Source organism: Streptomyces roseoviridis (assembly GCF_039535235.1).
GTDB classification, from domain to species: domain Bacteria; phylum Actinomycetota; class Actinomycetes; order Streptomycetales; family Streptomycetaceae; genus Streptomyces; species Streptomyces roseoviridis.
Genome location: NZ_BAAAWU010000001.1, coordinates 4,399,673 through 4,417,861, shown reverse-complemented (window position 1 = coordinate 4,417,861; position 18,189 = coordinate 4,399,673). Strand labels below are relative to the sequence as shown.

The window sequence follows — 18,189 nt, the reverse complement described above, 5'->3', positions numbered from 1 at the left end:
GCATCCTCCGTACCTCACGGACGAAGAGACCGCGAGGTTGGTATTCCGACGGCTCGCGTGGGTGCGGGGACGGTGCCGCGCCCACTCGAACTCCCGTCGCAGTAGGGTGAGCCCGGGCAGGCACAATCCTTCACACATCCACATTTCGAGAATAAAACCATCCAACCGGTTTGACAAGGTTGAAAGAAAACCGGATGGTCCATATCTTCGTCATCGGCCACCCAGACCCCTGTCGGGCCCACTCACATCGGGGGACATTCGATGCTCCAGCACGCGCAAGCGCCGGTCAGACAAGGCGCCGGCGAGGGCAGCGGCGCGGACGACCTCACCCGTCTGCTCTTCGACGGTGACGACCGCGAGCGGGTCCACGGTGAGTGGCGCCGGCTGATCTCCGGCGACGACTTCGCCCCGCGCCCGGGGCTGACCCCCGCCGAGCGCACCGCCCTCTCCTACGAGCGGCTGCGCCTGGTCAACGACACCGTGGCCGGAGCCGGGGCCGAGGCGCTCAGCTACGACGCCCGCCGGCTCGCCGCCCTGCACGAGTGGACCGGCTTCGTCGACGGCGGACTGTGCACCCTGGCGAGCATCCACTACAACCTCTTCCTCGGCAGCCTCCTGGACCACGACGGCTACCGGCGCGACCTCTCCCCGTACACCGCGATGGAGCGCACCGGCACCTTCCTGTGCACCGAGCTCGCCCACGGCAACGACGTCACCTCCCTGGAGACCGTCGCCGTCTTCGACCGCGCGACCGGCGGCTTCGTCCTGCACACGCCCAACCCGGGGGCCCGCAAGTTCATGCCCAACACCAGCCTGGCCGGCGGCCCCAAGACCGCCGTGGTCGCCGCCCGGCTGCTCGTCGACGACCAGGACCAGGGGATCTTCCTCTTCCTGACCCCGCTCAGCGACGCCGACGGCCATCTGCCCGGCATACGGGTCAGCCGGCTGCCCGACCGCACCGGCACCCCGGTCGACCACTGCCTCACCGCCTTCGACCACGTACGGCTCCCCCGCGAGGCGATGCTGGAGGCCGCCCACGGCCGGCTCGACAAGGACGGCCGGCTCACCAGCAGCCTCGGCAACCGGCGCAAGCGGTTCCTGCGCTCGGTGGGCCGGGTCACCATGGGCAAGCTCTGCATGAGCGGCGGAACCCTCGGGATGGCCCGGGCCGCCCTCGCCATCGCCGTCCGCTACGCCCACCACCGGCGGATCGGCGCCCCGCGGGCCGGTGAGCGCATACCGCTCGCCGCCCACCGCAGCCACCACGGCCGGCTGCTGCACTCCCTCGCCACCGCCTACGCCATGACGCTGCTGCACCGCTCCGTCCTCGACCGCTGGGCCGGCCACGACCCCGCAGACGCCGAGGAGCGCGAGGACGTCGAGCGGCTGATCGCCGTCGCCAAGGGCTGGATCACCTGGCAGGCCCGCGACATCACCATCGAGGCCCGCGAGCGGTGCGGCGCGCAGGGCCTCTTCCCCGGCAACGGCATCGCCGACCTGCCGCTCAACGTGGAGGGCGGCATCACCGCCGAGGGCGACAACCTGGTGATCTGGGTGAAGGCCGCCTCCGAGATGCTCTTCGCCCACGAGGCCGGCCCCGCGCTCCCGCCCCGGGGGGACCTCACCGACCTCGCCTTCCTGCGGGACCTGCACGCCTGCGTGGAGCGCGTCTGGCAGACCCGCGCCCGCAGCGCCCTGCGCGGCGGCCCCTCCGGCGACCCGGTCGGCCGCTGGAACGAGACCTCCGGCGCCGCCCTGGAGATGGTCGCCGCCCACGCCCGGCTGCGCGCCGCCGACGCCCTGCTGGACGCGACGGCCCGCGCGGCCTCCCCGCGCGCCCGGTTCCTGATGGAGAACGTCTCCCGGCTCTTCCTCCTCCAGGAGCTCCGCCCGCACACCGGCGACCTGCTGGTCGCGGGCCACCTCACCGCCGGCCACGTCGAGGCCCTGCACACCACGACCGACCGCGTGATCGCGGACCTGGCCCCGCACCTGACGACCCTGGTGGACGCCTTCGACCTCCCCGAGGAGTTCCTGGCCGCCGTCCCGCTCGCGAACGCCGACTACCTGGACCGCTTCGGAGCCTGACCGAGGGTTCAAAAACAAACAGACCTGTATGACCATTGAGTAAACGGGTTTCGGCCGCCTTGACGCGTACACGGCGCTCAACAGCAGAAATCGGCCGTCTTCCGTGCGAAGAGGGATGCGAACCTTCAGTGGGTGTCCATTGAAACAGGCATGGCTGTATGGTTCTTGCTGCGGGAGACGCTTTCGGTGTCTCCTCACACAGGGGGATGTCGTACTGAGAGCTGACGTACCGGGCAAGGGGCATGCGCGATGCAAAAACGGTCGCAAACGACCCGTCAGGCACTCGTGCGTGCCGCCGTGGAACTCATCGCGAACGGCCGGCTCGCCGACGCAGGACTGGTCAACATCTGTAACACCGCCGGGGTGAGCCGCGGCGCGCTCTACCACCACTTCCCGTCCATCGCGGAGTTGGTGGCGGAGGTCCACGCCCAGGCCCAGGACCGCGTCCTCGCGCTGGCCGACGACAGCTTCGGCGAGCGGGGCGCGGACGCGCCGGCGCGCTTCAGCGTCGCCCTGGGCAAGGCCCTGACCGAGGACCAGCTGGTGCGGGCCGGGCTGCGCCTGGCCGCCGACGGCAGCGACAGTCCGCCCCGGCTGAGGGACGAGGTGCTGGCCCGGGTGCGGGCCGAGGTCCTGACGGAAGCCCCCGACCGGCCCGAGCGGCGGGTGCTCGCGGACCTGGCGGTCGTGGTCACCGCGGGCCTGGAGTCCCTCGGGTACACCGACACGACGTGGTGGAGCCGCGAGAACACCGAGCGGATATGGGACGTGCTGCTGCCGCTCTTCTCCGAGGACTGGCACGGCGGCGCGGCCGACGTGCCGCGCGGCGCGGCCGAGTCCGAACTGCGGCGTGACGCGGCTTGCGTGCCGAGCCAGTAGCGGAGGTCCCCGCCCGTACGGCCGGAGCGCGGACCCGTACGGCCAGGGGCAGGCAGACGCCCGGCCGGAGCGCGGACCCGTACGGCCGGGGGCAGGCGGACGCCCGTACGGCGGGGGCACACGGCCCGAACGGCCGGGGCGGCCCCGCTCTTCCACGGCGGCATGCGGACGCCCTCGCCGGGCGGCGAGGGCGCGGGGGGCTACGGGGCGGGGGTGCCGGCTTCGGCCGCTTCGGCCGCTGCGGCCGCTTCCGCTGCCGCGAACGCCTCGGCCCGGGCCTGGTCGGCGGCGGTCTCGGCGGCCGAGGGCGGGACGATGCGCAGGTTTCCGATCATGCCGGGGGTGACCATGCCCGGCAGCATGAGCCGCCACATCGCGGTGACGCGCTCGGGCAGGTCCTCGCGCTTGCTGTACACCTGCGACATCACCTGCATGCCGGTGAACGCGCCGACGATGACGTCCGTCACCTCGGCCAGGTTCAGGCCCGGCAGGACCTCGCCCTGCTGCTGGGCCTCTTCGAGGAGTGCGCGGGTGGCCACGCTGGACTGTTCGTACGGCGTCTTCCCCGGGAGGGGGAACGTGGCCTCCAAGGCCAGCCGCACGCTGGCCCGCAGCACCGGATCGCTCTGGAGCCGGAAGGCGAACGCGAAGCTCAGGTCGATGATCGACTGGAGTTTGGTGGACCGCTCGGGCGCCAGGAGGGCGCCGCTGTGCGCGTCGAGCAGCGCGAGGGCGATCGACTCCTTGGACGGGAAGTGGTGGTACAGGGCACCACGGGTCAGACCGCTGCGCGCGAGGATCTCGTTGGTGCTCGCGGCCTCGAATCCACGACGGTCGAAGACCTCGGCGGCGGCCTCCAGGATCGCTTGCCGCGATCGCGTTCCGCGTTCCTGTTTTGCCATACCCGGATCCTTGCCACTCGCCAACGAACGATACAGACAAGTCTGCATTCTACTTACCTACGCGTGACTGACCAGGGGCGCGCGGAGGAGAGGAGACGGATCGCGCATTTCCGCCGCGCTTCCCGGTGCCGACGGCGACGGCCTCCGGCACCGGGAAGCGGCGCGGCACCTCACGGGTTGCCCAGGCGGAATCCGACGCCGCGGACGGTCACGATCCAGTGGCTGGATCCGAGCTTGCCCCGCACGCTGCTGACGTGGGTGTCGATGGTGCGGCCCTTGTGCGACCAGGCGTCGTCCCAGACCTGGGTCATCAGCTGCCGCCGGGAGACGACGGCGCCCGGCTGGATCGCGAGCGCGTGCAGCAGGTCGAACTCCTTGCGCGTGAGGTCGACGGGCCGGCCGTGCAGGGTGACCTTGCGGGTGTCGGCGTCGATCCGCAGCGGGCCGTGCTCGATGGTCCGGGCGGTCGGGGACGGCCGCACGCGGCGCATCACCGCCCCTATGCGGGCCAGGAGTTCGTGGAATCCGTAGGGCTTGACCATGTAGTCGTCCGAGCCGGCCTGCAGCCCGAGGACGCGGTCGAGCTCGCTGCCGCGCTCGGTGACGGCGATGATCGGGGTGTCGCTCATCGCGCGGATGCTCCGGCACACCTCGAGCCCGTCCAGGTCGGTGAGGTCGAGGTCGAGCAGGATCAGGTCGGCCTGACGGTGCACCTGGAGCGCCTGGCTCCCGGTGGTGACGCTGTCGGCGCGGTACCCCCGCCGGATCAGGTCCTGCACCAGCGCCCTGGCCGAGCGCTCCTCGTTCTCGACGACCAGGATGCGCAGGGCAGGGTGCTCGACCGGGACGTGCAGTCGCGGCATGGCCGGGTGGCTGTGCTGGGGCACGGGGTGATGCCGCACGGTGTGGGAATCGGGTAGGTCTGCTACCTGCTGGTTCATCCGGTCCTCCTGGAGCGGGGGCGATCGCTGCCTGCCACATGCTCGTATCGAAGTTCAGGTGCGTCGCGAAGATACCAAACAGACTTGTCTGATTGTCAATGAGAGTCAAGACGGGCGTGACAAACGCCTGACAAATGCTATGACCTGCGTCGACCGTGAGATTGCCCGGATATGTTCCGGCGACCACGACCGTCGCGCAGCAGGTCAGCGACTGCGGCATGATGGCCAAGAACCGGCAAAACTGTCCGTTCGTCAACCTCGTTGCGTGGAACGGTCGTTGCCCAGTGCAGTCAAGGATCGCGGAGGCTCGCCCTCCACTCCCCGACACGCCCGACCCCAACTTTTTACTTGATTTACCCAACAGACCTGTCTGTATTTTGTGGGGTGTGTGGACCGGGGGCTGTTGCCGCACGCTCAGCAGCTCCGCCCTGCCCGAAAACAGACAGGAGCGCCAGCCATGACCGCAATGCTCGACTCCGCCATCACGCGTCTCACCACCACCGTTCCGCGCCAGTACGTCCACCGAGCCGCCGTGTCCGAGGTCCTGCTCACCGGCTGGCGGCCGACGGCCGAGCCGCACACCTTCGTGGTGACGGCCCAGTGGCCGCGGGGCCACGCGCTCTTCGCCCAGTCCGGCGGCTACCAGGACCCCATGCTGCTGGTCGAGTCGGTCCGCCAGAGCGGCCCGCTGCTCGCCCACGCCGAGTACGGAGTGGCCTTCGGTCACCAGTTCCTCATGCGGTCGATATCGTTCGCCGCCACCACGGACCTGTTCGTCGCCACCCCCACCCCCACCGAGGTCGAACTGCACACGGTGTGCCGCGACATCGTCCGAAGGGGCAACGACCTGCGCGGCATGCGCCTGGACGTGACCGCGAAGGTCGACGGGGTGGCCCTGGCCACCGCCGGCGGGGCCTTCACCCTGGCCGGGCCGAGCGTGTACGAGCGCCTGAGAGGCGGGCGGCCCACCTGCGTCGACCGCCTCCCGGGGCAGCCGATCGACCCCGCCCGGGTGGGCCGCACCGACCCCCAGCACGTGGTCCTCTCCGACGACCCGGACGGCCCGGACAACCGGTGGGAGCTGCGCGTCGACTGCAACCACCCGATCTTCTTCGACCACCGCTGCGACCACGTCCCGGGCATGGTGCTCCTGGAGGGGGCCCGCCAGGCCGCCCGCGCCGTCACCGGCATGCCCGACACCCTCGTCCTCGACCTGGACAGCACCTTCGAGCGGTACGCCGAACTCGACGAGCCCTGCTTCATCGAGGCCGAGCCGGTCGCCGTCGACGCCGCCGGCGACATCCACGTACGCGCCCGCGGACTCCAGCGCGGCCAGTCGCTCTTCGTCGCCCACCTCACGCTGCGGACCACCAGCCGTTGAGCCGTCACCGTCACGCGACCGGAGCGCCCACGTGCAGAACATCCTGATCACCGGGGCGGGCGGCTTCATCGGCGCCCAGGTCACCCGGGAAGCGGCCCGCGCCGGCGGGGACCTCACCCTGGTGGCGCACCGCCGGCCGACGCAGCCGCCGCCGGCCGGCCGGACCCGGACCGTCCGGGCGGACCTGGCGGACCCGGATTCCTTGCGCGGCCTGTGCGAGGGCGCCGACGTCCTGCTCCACTGCGCCTCCCGGATCGGCGGGACACCGGAGGCCAACGAGGCCGTCAACGCCAGGGGAACCGCCGCGCTCGTCGCCGAGGCGCAGCGCGCCGGGGTGTCCCGCATCGTCTACCTCAGCACCGCCTCCGTCTACGGCCGGGGCATCTTCCGGTGCGCCCGTCCCGAGCAGCTCCCGCGCCGGCCCCAGTCGCCCACCTCGCGCACCCGCGCCCGGGCCGAGGACGCCGTCCTCGCCGCCGGGGGGATCGTCGTCCGGCCGCACCTGGTCTACGGTCCGGGCGACACCTGGGTCGTGCCGGGACTCACCCGGCTGCTGCGCTCCCTGCCCGGCACCCCGACCGGCTGGGACGCCCGGATCTCCGTCATCAGCGTGATCGAACTCGCCGCGCTGCTCGTGGCGGTCGGACGCGCCCCGCGCGCACGGCTGTCGACCAGCGTCTACCACGCGGCGTACCCCACCCCGGTCACGGCGTCCGCACTGCTGGACGCGGTGGCCGACAGCACCGCACCCCGGCCGGCCCGGCGGAGCATCAGCCTGGCCCACGCCCGTGCCCTTCCGACGGAGAACGGGGCCGCCACCCGTGCGCTCGACCTCCTCGCCACCGACCACTGGTTCGACAGCGCCCCGCTCTGGGCAGACCTGGGCCGGACCCCGGGCCGGAGCTGGGAGGAGGACCTCGCCCGCATGAAGGAGTGGTACCCGGACCAGGCGGCAGCCGCCTGATCCCCGGCGCTCCCCCGCCGTACGGGCCCCGGACCGGCCCGTACGGCACACCCCTCAGCCCCGACCGCCGCCCCGGCGCGCGCGGTCGGCGATCCAGCACTATCTGAAGGACTGGCACACGTGGAATACACCAACCTCGGCCGCAGCGGACTGTCCGTGTCCCGGCTCGTGCTCGGCACGATGAACTTCGGGACGCAGACCTCCGAGGCCGACAGCCACACGATCATGGACCGGGCGCACGACCGCGGCATCAACTTCTTCGACACGGCCAACGTCTACGGCACCCGGCCGGGCGAGCAGCCCACCGAGCCGATCATCGGCCGGTGGTTCGCCGGCGGCAACGGGCGGCGCGAGAAGACCGTCCTCGCCACCAAGGTCTACCTGCCGACCGGCAGCTGGCCCAACGAGTCGTACCTGTCGGCGCTGAACATCCGGCGTGCCTGCGAGGCGTCGCTGAAGCGGCTGGGCACCGACTACATCGACGTGTACCAGATGCACCACGTCGACCGGAGCACTCCGTGGGAGGAGATCTGGGAGGCGTTCTCCGTCCTGCGCCAGCAGGGCAAGGTGCTCTACTTCGGCTCGTCCAACTTCGCCGGCTGGCACATCGCGCAGGCGCAGGAGGCCGCCCGCTCCCGGCACTTCCTGGGCCTGGTCAGCGAGCAGTCGCGGTACAACCTGATGACCCGCTGGGTCGAGCTCGAGGTGCTGCCGGCGGCGCGGCACTACGGCCTCGGCCTGATCCCGTGGGGGCCGCTGAACGGCGGTGTCCTCGGCGGTGTGCTGCGCAAGATGAAGGAGGGCGGCGCGGCCCGCGGCACCTCCGGTCACTCGGCGGGCCTGCTCGCCCAGCACCGCGACACGGTCGAGGCGTACGAGAAGCTGTGCGCCGAGATCGGGGAGGACCCGGCGCACGTCGGTCTGGCCTGGCTGCTCGCGCAGGAGGGCGTGACCGGCCCCATCATCGGGCCGCGCACGGCCGAGCAGCTCGACGGCTCGCTGCGGGCCCTGTCGATCAGGCTCGACACCGGCACGCTGGCCAGGCTGGACCAGCTGTTCCCGCCGCCCGGCCCGAACGGCGCCAAGCCGGCGCCCGAGGCGTACGCCTGGTAGCGCACGTCCGCCCGGTGAGCACCTCCGCGTGCTGACCGTGCCGTGGCGGCACGTGCCCGTACGGGGTGCCTGCCGCCGCGGCGGAACCGACCCGCAGGACCGGCCGGGAGCTCGCCAGACGGGCGGGCCGGCCGGACGTATTCGTACTCTCAGCAGAAGTGAGGCATCGTGCGCAAGGTGCTCATCGCCAACCGTGGCGAAATCGCTGTCCGGGTGGCCCGTGCGTGCCGGGACGCCGGGATCGCGAGTGTGGCCGTCTACGCGGACCCGGACCGGGACGCCCTGCACGTCCGGGCCGCGGACGAGGCGTTCGCGCTCGGTGGCGACACCCCGGCCACCAGCTATCTGGATGTCGACAAGGTGCTGTCGGCGGCGAAGGACTCGGGTGCGGACGCGGTGCACCCCGGTTACGGGTTCCTCTCCGAGAACGCCGAGTTCGCCCAGGCCGTCCTGGACGCCGGACTGATCTGGATCGGCCCGCCCCCGCAGGCCATCCGCGACCTCGGCGACAAGGTCGCCGCCCGTCACATCGCCCAGCGCGCCGGCGCCCCGCTCGTCGCCGGCACCCCCGACCCCGTCTCCGGCGCCGACGAGGTCGTCGCCTTCGCCCAGCAGCACGGCCTGCCCATCGCGATCAAGGCCGCCTTCGGCGGCGGCGGCCGCGGCCTGAAGGTCGCCCGCACCCTCGAAGAAGTGCCCGAACTCTACGACTCCGCCGTCCGCGAAGCCGTCGCCGCCTTCGGCCGCGGCGAATGCTTCGTCGAGCGCTACCTCGACAAGCCCCGCCACGTCGAAACCCAGTGCCTCGCCGACACCCACGGCAACGTCGTCGTCGTCTCCACCCGCGACTGCTCCCTCCAGCGCCGCCACCAAAAGCTCGTCGAGGAAGCCCCCGCCCCCTTCCTCACCGAAGCACAGAACGCGGAGCTGTACCGCGCCTCCAAGGCGATCCTCAAGGAAGCCGGCTACGTCGGCGCCGGCACCGTCGAATTCCTCGTCGGCACCGACGGCACCATCTCCTTCCTCGAGGTCAACACCCGCCTCCAGGTCGAACACCCCGTCACCGAAGAAGTCACCGGCATCGACCTCGTCCGCGAGATGTTCCGCATCGCCGACGGCGAGGAACTCGGCTACGACGACCCCGAAATCCGCGGCCACTCCTTCGAGTTCCGCATCAACGGCGAAGACCCCGGCCGCAACTTCCTCCCCGCCCCCGGCACCGTCACCACCTTCACCCCGCCCACCGGCCCCGGCGTCCGCCTCGACGCCGGCGTCGAATCCGGCAGCGTCATCGGCCCCGCCTGGGACTCCCTCCTCGCCAAACTCGTCATCACCGGCGCCACCCGCGAACAGGCCCTCCAGCGCGCCGCCCGCGCCCTCGCCGAGTTCAAGGTCGAAGGCATGGCCACCGCCATCCCCTTCCACCAGGCCGTCGTCACCGACCCCGCCTTCACCGCCGACCCGTTCCGCGTCCACACCCGCTGGATCGAGACCGAGTTCACCAACGACATCAAGCCCTTCACCCCCGCAGCCGGCGACACCGACGAAGACGAAACCGGCCGCGAGACCATCGTCGTCGAGGTCGGAGGCAAGCGACTCGAGGTCTCCCTGCCGTCGTCGCTCGGCATGACCCTCGCGCGCACGGGCCTGGCCGCCGGTGCCAAGCCGAAGCGACGGGCGGCCAAGAAGTCCGGCCCGACCGCCTCCGGCGACACCCTCGCCTCCCCGATGCAGGGCACGATCGTCAAGATCGCGGTCGAGGAGGGCCAGGAGGTCAAGGAGGGCGACCTCATCGTCGTCCTCGAAGCCATGAAGATGGAACAGCCCCTCAACGCCCACAAGTCCGGCACCGTCAAGGGCCTCACCGCCGAGGTCGGCGCCTCCCTCACCTCCGGCGCCGCCATCTGCGAGATCAAGGACTGATGCAGACCGCACCACGCACGAGGGCTCCTGGCGATGCCAGGAGCCCTCGTGGCCGTCGGACCGGGCCGACGGGTGGTGCCTACGCCGCCTCGTCGCGCCGGTGCAGCGTCTCGTAGACGTCGCCGGCGTGGTAGTAGGTCCGGCCGTTGCGGCTGCGGCGGCGCCACTTCTGCGTGCTGGCGTGGCGGTAGACGCTGCCCGGCGGCATGTCCCACAGCCGGGCGATGTCCGCGGCGGTCATCCAGCGCACCTCCGCGTCCAGGTCCGTGACCGTGCCCGTCCGCGCGGGAACGGCCGCCGTCCCGGTGCCGCCGCCCTCCTCGTCCGCCCGGCTCGCGCCCGCCGTCGCCGCGCCGATGCGGCGGCTGAGCTGGAGCCACTCGTGGCCGACCCAGTGGTGGGAGGAGTCGGCGCCACAGGTGATCGTGGCGGGCAGCTGCGGCTGGCGGGGCCGTACGACCGCGGTGAGCGCGCCCGAGCAGCCGGGCTCGACGCACTCGCCCACCGCGATGCGCCGGCTGGTCGCCGGGTCGATCACGCCGAGCGCCCTGCGGACCAGCTGGGCGACCTCGGCGGACACCTCGCCCGCGGCGTCGTGCGCCGCGAGCCAGCTGCCGTGCCGGGTCAGGAAGTGGACCAGCGGGCCGACGGCGCGCCGCGGGCCGGCGAGGCCCCGCTCCTCCAGGACCAGGCCGGCCCAGCCGCTGAGCACCGCCAGGATGGAGGTGCGCACGTCCGCCGCGCGCAGGTTGAAGGGCATCCCGGGCAACGGGCCGCCCGAGGTCTTCTCCAGGCCGCGGTCCCCGCCGCTGCCGTCGAGGTGCCGGGCGCACTCCTCGTACAGCTCCGGCAGCCGGTTCAGGTCCCGCACCAGACGCTCGTGGCAGTCCAGGCAGAGGCGGCTGGCGGCCGCGGCCGGGCGTCTGGCCCGTCCGGCGGCTTCGCGCCGGACACAGCCCGCTCCTGCGCAGACGGTCGTCACCACGGACATTCGATTACCCCCTGAGTCTCGGCGACCTCCGGTCGGAGGCGCCCACGGACCCGGGAACCGTATTTCCGCGATTATCGGGGCCGCAAGGGCCGGGGAATGTCACCTGTAGTACGTGACGGAATTCGATGAATACCACCCATGTCTTTTCGCTGCTCTGACACGAATTCACACCCTCCTACGGAACCGGCCATTCCTGACATGCCTTGACCTGGATCTGACATGGGAATGATTGACCGCGGGACCGGGGCCGAAGAAGCTATAGGGCAGATTCCCTTGCCGTGCGCCCGTATTCTCCTGAAGCCAAGGAAGAGATGAGATCACCTCTCGCGGGCACGCTCCAGTCCCTGTCCGTCCGCAACTTCCGGCTCTTCGCGGCGGGACAGCTCGTCTCCGTCGCCGGCACCTGGATGATGGTCGTCGCCCAGGACTGGCTCGTGCTCTTTCTGACCGGCGACTCCGGGACCGCCCTGGGCGTCGTGACCGCCCTGCAGTTCGCGCCGCTGCTGCTGCTCACCCTCTACGCGGGCGGGCTCGCCGACCGCCACGACAAGCGCCGGCTGCTGATGGCCGCCAACCTCGTGTCGGGCGTCCTGGCGCTCCTCCTCGGAGTCCTCGTGCTCACCGGCGCGGCCGGACTGTGGCACGTCTGCCTCTTCGCCCTCGCACTCGGCATCGTCAACGCGGTCGAGGTGCCCACCCGGATGTCCTTCGTCAGCGAGCTCGTCGGCGCCGACCTGCTGCCCAACGCCTCGGCGCTCAGCGCCGCGTACTTCAACGTGGCGCGGGTCGCCGGGCCGGCGCTGGCGGGCCTGCTGATCGGCTGGTTCGGCACCGCGACCGTGATGCTGCTCAACGCGGTCAGCTACCTGGCGACCGTCGCCGCCCTGCGCGCGATGCGTCCCGGGGAGCTGCACCGCTCGAAGCGGCGGCCCGCGCGGGCGCCCGTCATGGACGGCGTACGGCACATGGCGACCCGCCGCGACCTGCTGCTCCCGATGGTCCTCGTGGCCGTCGTCGGCATGCTGGGCTTCAACTTCCAGCTCACCCTGCCGCTGCTCGCCAAGACCGAGTTCCACGCGGACGCCGCCGCCTTCGGGCTGCTCACCACGGCCTTCGCGGCCGGTTCGCTGCTCGCGGCGTTCGTCACCACGCGCCGCCGCGGCCGGCCCGCGGCCGGTGTCGTCATCGGCTCCGCCCTCGCCGCCGGGATCCTCCAGTGCGCGGCCGGGCTCGCCCCCACCTACGCCTGGGCCGCGGTGCTGCTGCTGTGCACCGGATTCGGCTCGCTCTACTTCGCCCAGGCGGCCAACCACCGCATCCAGCTGGGCACCGACCCCGCCTACCGGGGACGGGTGATGGCCCTCTACACGCTCGTCTTCCAGGGGACCACTCCCCTGGGCGCCCTCCTGATCGGCGCCCTCAGCGAGCGGTACGGCGCCCGCGCCGGGCTCCTGGCGGGCGGCGGCGCCACGCTCCTGGCCGCCCTCGCCGTGCTGGCCGCGCACCTGCGGACCGGAGGGCACCGGCCCGGGGCGTCCTCGGTCCCGTACGCCCGGGAAGACCCGCACGCCATAGATCCGCACCTCACACGGAGGAACACACCATGACCATCCAGCAGGCAACGAGCGCCCCCGTCCAGGCCGGCTCGGCGGAGGAGCGCAGGGACATCGTCCAGGCGGCCCGTGCCGTCTTCGCCCGCGAGGGCTGGACCCACACCGGCGTCCTGGACGTCGCCGTGGAGTGCGGGCTCGACGAGGCCACCGTCACGCACTACTTCAAGGACAAGGAGCGGCTGCTGCTCGCCGTCCTCCTGGAGGGCGCCGCGTCGGTCGCCGCCTCGCTGACCGTCATCGCCGAGGAGCACCTGTCGGAGATCACCGACCTGGAGAAGGACCTGACGGAGCTGGGCCGCGCCTGGCTGACGCCGCTGGCCGCCTTCCCGGAGCACTTCGCGATCGTGCGGCACCTGGGCGCCGAGATCGCGACGTGGCCGGCCGGGGTGGTCGAGATGTGGCGGACCGCCGGTCCGCGGCAGGCCAACCGCGAGCTGGCCCGCCGGCTCGCCCGCGTCGCCGAGCAGGGGCTGCTCTCCTTCGAGGACCCGGAGCACGCCGCCGAGCGCTTCGTCCAGCTGGTCGCGGGCGGTGTCGTCCAGCGGTCCTTCCACGGCGCCGTGCCGCTGTCGGACTTCGAGCGCGACGCGGTGATCAGCGCCGGTGTCGCCGACTTCATCCGGCTGTACCGGCCGGGCGCCGACCGCTGATCCACGCACCACACGACCCACGAACCGCGACCCATGGAGGTGGGGAACACCATGGCCACAGCAGGCACACCGCAGGACTCGATCCAGGCCCGGATCGACGAGCTGGCCGAGATCAAGGAGAGCGCGCGGCAGGGCCCCGACCCGGCGGCCACCGAACGCCAGCACAGCAAGGGCAAGCTGACCGCGCAGGAGCGGATCGCCCTGCTCCTGGACAAGGGCTCGTTCAACGAGGTCGAGCCGCTGCGGCGGCACCGGGCCAGCGGCTTCGGGCTGGAGGACAAGAAGCCGTACAGCGACGGCGTCGTCACCGGCTGGGGCACCGTCCACGGCCGCACCGTCTTCGTCTACGCCCATGACTTCCGGATCTTCGGCGGTGCGCTCGGCGAGGCCCACGCGCAGAAGATCCACAAGATCATGGACCTGGCCGAGGCGGCCGGCGCCCCGCTGGTCTCGCTCAACGACGGGGCGGGCGCCCGCATCCAGGAGGGCGTCACCGCGCTCGCCGGCTACGGGGGCATCTTCCAGCGCAACACCCGCTCCTCCGGGGTGATCCCGCAGATCTCGGTGATGCTCGGCCCGTGCGCGGGCGGCGCCGCCTACTCCCCCGCGCTCACGGACTTCGTGTTCATGGTCCGCGAGACCTCGCAGATGTTCATCACCGGTCCGGACGTCGTCAAGGCGGTCACCGGCGAGGAGATCTCGCAGAACGGGCTGGGTGGCGCCGACGTCCACTCGGCCACCTCGGGCGTGTCGCACTTCGCGTACGACACCGAGGAGGAGTGCATCGAGGACGTCCGCTACCTGCTCTCGCTGCTGCCCGCCAACAACCGCGAGCTGTCGCCGGTGGAGCGCTCCGGCGACCCGGTCGACCGGATCAACGACGCGCTGCTCGACCTGGTGCCGTCCGGCGCCGGGCAGGCGTACGACATCCGCAAGGTGATCGAGGAGGTCGTCGACGACGGCGACTACTTCGAGGTGCACCCGGCCTGGGCGACGAACATCGTCTGCGCCTTCGCCCGGCTCGACGGGCACGTGGTCGGCATCGTCGCCAACCAGCCGGCCTCCATGGCCGGTGTGCTCGACATCAACGCCTCGGAGAAGGGCGCGCGGTTCGTGCAGTTCTGCGACGCCTTCAACATCCCGCTGATCACCCTGGTCGACGTGCCCGGCTTCCTGCCGGGCGTGGACCAGGAGCACAACGGCATCATCCGGCGCGGGGCCAAGCTCCTGTACGCCTACTGCAACGCGACCGTGCCGCGGATCTCGCTGGTGCTGCGCAAGGCCTACGGCGGCGCGTACATCGTCATGGACTCGCGCTCGATCGGCGCGGACCTGGCGCTGGCGTGGCCGACCAACGAGATCGCGGTGATGGGCGCCGAGGGCGCGGCCAACGTCATCTTCCGGCGGGAGATCAACGCCGCCGAGGACCCGGAGGCCGTGCGCAGGCAGCGCATCGAGGAGTACAAGAACGAGCTGATGCACCCCTACTACGCGGCCGAGCGCGGGCTGATCGACGACGTCATCGACCCGCGGGAGACCCGCTCGGTGCTGATCCGGTCCCTCGCGATGCTGCGCGCCAAGCACGCGGACCTGCCCTCGCGCAAGCACGGCAACGCCCCGCAGTGAGCCGGCACGTGACGTAACCCACAGTCACGCCTTGGCCCGTGCAATTCCTGTAGTTCCTGCACGGAGATTTGACATGACTCCCCTTGAACGAGGGGGTGTCACCGAAGAACATAGATGTCAGAGTCCGGCGCTTTGTCAAAGCGCCCTCTTTTTTTGACTCCGTCCGGTTCCGGCCCTCTTGCTGTCGAACCGTCGACGTGACGTGAAACTCCAGTCCGCCGTACGGCTTTCCACTTGGAGAAGAATCGTATGCACAGCAATCTGATCGTGGCACGGATGGAGCCCGGATCGAGCGGCAACGTGGCCGATCTCTTCCGCGCGTTCGATGCCACCGAGATGCCGCACCGGATGGGCACGCGCCGGCGCCAGCTCTTCCACTACCGCGGCCTCTACTTCCACCTCCAGGACTTCGACACCGACCAGGGCGGCAAGCAGATCGAGGAGGCGAAGCACGACCCGCGCTTCGTGCGGATCAGCGAAGACCTGAAGCCGTTCATCGAGGCGTACGACCCGGCGACCTGGCGCTCGCCCGCGGACGCCATGGCGACCCGCTTCTACCACTGGGAGGGCACGCAGTGAGCGGCCGACGCGTAGTCATCACGGGCCTGGAGGTCCTGGCCCCCGGCGGCGTGGGCCGTGACGCCTTCTGGTCGCTGCTGAGCGAGGGCCGCACGGCGACCCGCGGCATCACCTTCTTCGACCCGTCGCCGTTCCGTTCCCGGGTGGCGGCCGAGATCGACTTCGACGCCGAGGCGCACGGGCTCAGCCCGCAGGAGATCCGGCGCATGGACCGGGCCGGCCAGTTCGCCGTGGTCGCCGCCCGCGGCGCCGTCGCCGACAGCGGCATCGACCTCGCCGAGCACGCCCCGCACCGCGTCGGCGTCACCGTCGGCACGGCCGTCGGCGCCACGATGGGCCTCGACCAGGAGTACCGGGTCGTCAGCGACGGCGGCCGGCTGAACCTGGTCGACCACACGTACGCGGTCCCGCACCTCTACAACCACCTGGTGCCCAGCTCCTTCGCCGCCGAGGTGGCCTGGGCCGTGGGCGCCGAGGGCGCCAACGCCGTGGTCTCCACCGGCTGCACCTCGGGCATCGACTCCATCGGCTACGCCGTCGAGCTGATCCGCGAGGGCTCCCTCGACGTGCTGGTCGCCGGCGCCACCGACGCCCCGATCTCGCCGATCACGATGGCGTGCTTCGACGCGATCCGCGCCACCACCCCGCGGTACGACGAGCCGGAGCGCGCCTCGCGCCCGTTCGACGGCACCCGCAACGGCTTCGTCCTCGGCGAGGGCACCGCCTTCTTCGTGCTGGAGGAGCTGGAGAGCGCCCGCCGCCGCGGCGCCCGCATCTACGCGGAGATCGCCGGCTACGCGACCCGCTCCAACGCGTACCACATGACCGGTCTGCGCCCCGACGGCGCCGAGATGGCCGAGGCCATCCGCGTCGCGCTCGACGAGGCGAGGATGAACGGCGACGAGATCGACTACATCAACGCGCACGGCTCGGGCACCAAGCAGAACGACCGCCACGAGACGGCCGCGTTCAAGAAGAGCCTCGGCGACCACGCGTACGCCACCCCGGTGAGCTCCATCAAGTCGATGGTCGGCCACTCCCTCGGCGCGATCGGCGCCATCGAGATCGCCGCGTCGACGCTGGCGATGACGCACAACGTGGTGCCGCCGACGGCGAACCTCCACACCCCCGACCCCGAATGCGATCTCGACTATGTGCCCGTCACCGCGCGGGAGCACCAGACGGACGCCGTGCTGACCGTCGGCAGTGGCTTTGGAGGCTTCCAGAGCGCGATGGTCCTGGCCCGGCCGGAAAGGACCGCGGCATGAGCGCCTCTGTAGTGGTGACCGGTCTCGGCGTCGTCGCGCCCAACGGGCTCGGCGCCGAGGAGTACTGGCAGGCCGCCCGCGTGGGCAAGAGCGGCATCGGCCGCATCACCCGCTTCGACCCGTCGCAGTACCCGGCGCGGCTCGCCGGTGAGATCCACGGGTTCGAGGCGTCCGAGCACCTGCCGAGCAAGCTGCTGCCGCAGACCGACCGGATGACCCGCCTCGCGCTGGTCGCCGCGGACTGGGCGCTCGAGGACGCCGGCGTGAACCCCAAGGAGCTGCCCGCCTTCGACATGGGCGTGGTCACCTCCAGCGCGTCCGGCGGCTTCGAGTTCGGCCAGCGCGAGCTGGAGCGGCTGTGGAGCCAGGGCAGCGAGTACGTGTCCGCGTACCAGTCGTTCGCCTGGTTCTACGCCGTCAACAGCGGCCAGATCTCCATCCGGCACGGCATGAAGGGCCCGAGCGGCGTCGTCGTCAGCGAGCAGGCCGGCGGTCTGGACTCCGTCGCGCAGGCCCGCCGCCAGGTCCGCAAGGGCACCCCGCTGGTCGTCACCGGCTCGGTCGACGCGTCCCTGTGCCCGTGGGGCTGGGTGGCGCAGCTGACCAGCGGCCGGGTCACCACGCAGGACGACCCGGCGGCCGCCTTCCTGCCCTTCGACGAGCGGGCCTCGGGCCACGTCCCGGGCGAGGGCGGCGCCATCCTCATCATGGAGCGCGAGGACGTCGCCCGGGCGCGCGGCGCCAAGGTGTACGGGGAGATCGCCGGCTACGGCGCGACCTTCGACCCGAAGCCGGGCAGCGGCCGGCCGCCGGCCCTGCGCCAGGCGATCGAGACCGCGCTGGCCGACGCCGGGGTGAGCGCCCGTGACGTGGACGTGGTCTTCGCGGACGGCGCGGCCGTCCCCGAGCTCGACCGCGTGGAGGCCGAGGCGCTGAACGCGGTCTTCGGCCGCGAGCAGGTGCCCGTCACCGTCCCCAAGACGACGACCGGTGCCCTGTACTCGGCCGCCGGCGCGCTGGACCTGGCGACGGTCTTCCTCGCGATGGAGGAGGGCCTGATCCCGCCGACCATGAACACCCGGCCGTCCGACGCCTACGGCCTCGACCTGGTCGTCGGCCACCCGCGGACGCACGAGGTGCGCACCGCGCTGGTGCTCGCCCGCGGCCTGGGCGGCTTCAACTCCGCGCTCGTCGTGCGCTCCGCCGACTGACACCCGCACACCGCCCCGTACCGCCATCACGCCGAACGGGCACGACCCGGAAAGGAACCA

General features: G+C 71.7%; 15 protein-coding genes. 12 read left to right on the top strand and 3 right to left on the bottom strand.

Features of this window, described 5'->3' with window-relative positions:
- Positions 1-261 precede the first annotated feature (261 nt).
- Both ABD954_RS20085 and ABD954_RS20080 read left to right on the top strand, forming a co-directional pair.
- Positions 262-2,088 carry an acyl-CoA dehydrogenase family protein gene (locus tag ABD954_RS20085; protein WP_345487446.1) on the top strand — a complete coding sequence of 609 codons (1,827 nt, stop codon included), beginning with the start codon at positions 262-264 and terminating at the stop codon, positions 2,086-2,088.
- Positions 2,089-2,385: 297 nt separating this feature from the next.
- A complete protein-coding gene (locus ABD954_RS20080; protein WP_345487444.1) occupies positions 2,386-2,967 on the top strand; it encodes a TetR family transcriptional regulator in 582 nt (193 codons plus the stop codon).
- 200 nt (positions 2,968-3,167) lie between these two features.
- On the opposite strand, the gene ABD954_RS20075 is transcribed toward ABD954_RS20080, so the two are convergent.
- Positions 3,168-3,869, bottom strand: coding sequence for a ScbR family autoregulator-binding transcription factor (locus ABD954_RS20075; protein WP_345487442.1), 702 nt, complete (start codon positions 3,867-3,869; stop codon positions 3,168-3,170).
- A 170-nt stretch (positions 3,870-4,039) separates the two neighbouring features.
- Positions 4,040-4,810 carry a response regulator transcription factor gene (locus ABD954_RS20070; RefSeq protein ID WP_345487440.1) on the bottom strand — a complete coding sequence of 257 codons (771 nt, stop codon included), beginning with the start codon at positions 4,808-4,810 and terminating at the stop codon, positions 4,040-4,042.
- A 457-nt stretch (positions 4,811-5,267) separates the two neighbouring features.
- On the opposite strand from ABD954_RS20070, the gene ABD954_RS20065 reads away from it, so the two are divergent.
- From ABD954_RS20065 to ABD954_RS20050, 4 genes are all read left to right on the top strand, one after another.
- Positions 5,268-6,191 (top strand): ScbA/BarX family gamma-butyrolactone biosynthesis protein, encoded by a 924-nt coding sequence (locus ABD954_RS20065; RefSeq protein WP_345487438.1) that lies wholly within the window; start codon positions 5,268-5,270, stop codon positions 6,189-6,191.
- Positions 6,192-6,222: 31 nt separating this feature from the next.
- The gene (locus ABD954_RS20060) at positions 6,223-7,155 is read left to right on the top strand and encodes an NAD-dependent epimerase/dehydratase family protein (protein WP_345487436.1); all 933 of its coding nucleotides are present in this window, start codon (positions 6,223-6,225) and stop codon (positions 7,153-7,155) included.
- 120 nt (positions 7,156-7,275) lie between these two features.
- Entirely contained in the window at positions 7,276-8,268 is a 993-nt protein-coding gene (locus ABD954_RS20055; RefSeq protein WP_345487434.1) for an aldo/keto reductase, read from the top strand.
- Positions 8,269-8,436: 168 nt separating this feature from the next.
- The gene (locus tag ABD954_RS20050; RefSeq protein ID WP_345487432.1) at positions 8,437-10,191 is read left to right on the top strand and encodes an acetyl/propionyl/methylcrotonyl-CoA carboxylase subunit alpha; all 1,755 of its coding nucleotides are present in this window, start codon (positions 8,437-8,439) and stop codon (positions 10,189-10,191) included.
- 79 nt (positions 10,192-10,270) lie between these two features.
- Here the strand turns inward: ABD954_RS20050 and ABD954_RS20045 are convergent, their stop codons facing one another.
- Positions 10,271-11,182, bottom strand: a complete 912-nt coding sequence (locus ABD954_RS20045) for a hypothetical protein (RefSeq protein ID WP_345487430.1) — start codon at positions 11,180-11,182, stop codon at positions 10,271-10,273.
- A gap of 311 nt (positions 11,183-11,493) precedes the next feature.
- On the opposite strand from ABD954_RS20045, the gene ABD954_RS20040 reads away from it, so the two are divergent.
- The 6 genes from ABD954_RS20040 (at position 11,494) to ABD954_RS20015 (ending at position 18,129) form a co-directional block, all read left to right on the top strand.
- Positions 11,494-12,789 carry an MFS transporter gene (locus ABD954_RS20040; protein ID WP_345487428.1) on the top strand — a complete coding sequence of 432 codons (1,296 nt, stop codon included), beginning with the start codon at positions 11,494-11,496 and terminating at the stop codon, positions 12,787-12,789.
- Positions 12,786-13,445 carry a TetR/AcrR family transcriptional regulator gene (locus tag ABD954_RS20035; protein WP_345487427.1) on the top strand — a complete coding sequence of 220 codons (660 nt, stop codon included), beginning with the start codon at positions 12,786-12,788 and terminating at the stop codon, positions 13,443-13,445. Before ABD954_RS20040 ends, ABD954_RS20035 begins: the two co-directional genes overlap by 4 nt.
- A 51-nt stretch (positions 13,446-13,496) precedes the next feature.
- Positions 13,497-15,071: an acyl-CoA carboxylase subunit beta gene (locus ABD954_RS20030; protein WP_345487425.1), complete on the top strand. Its 1,575-nt coding sequence runs from the start codon at positions 13,497-13,499 to the stop codon at positions 15,069-15,071.
- A gap of 249 nt (positions 15,072-15,320) precedes the next feature.
- Complete coding sequence (locus tag ABD954_RS20025; protein WP_345487423.1) at positions 15,321-15,650, top strand: TcmI family type II polyketide cyclase; 330 nt, start codon at positions 15,321-15,323, stop codon at positions 15,648-15,650.
- Entirely contained in the window at positions 15,647-16,918 is a 1,272-nt protein-coding gene (locus ABD954_RS20020) for a beta-ketoacyl-[acyl-carrier-protein] synthase family protein (protein WP_345487421.1), read from the top strand. The genes ABD954_RS20025 and ABD954_RS20020 overlap by 4 nt, the downstream gene beginning before the upstream one ends.
- Positions 16,915-18,129 (top strand): ketosynthase chain-length factor, encoded by a 1,215-nt coding sequence (locus ABD954_RS20015; RefSeq protein ID WP_345487419.1) that lies wholly within the window; start codon positions 16,915-16,917, stop codon positions 18,127-18,129. Before ABD954_RS20020 ends, ABD954_RS20015 begins: the two co-directional genes overlap by 4 nt.
- Positions 18,130-18,189: the final 60 nt, after the last annotated feature.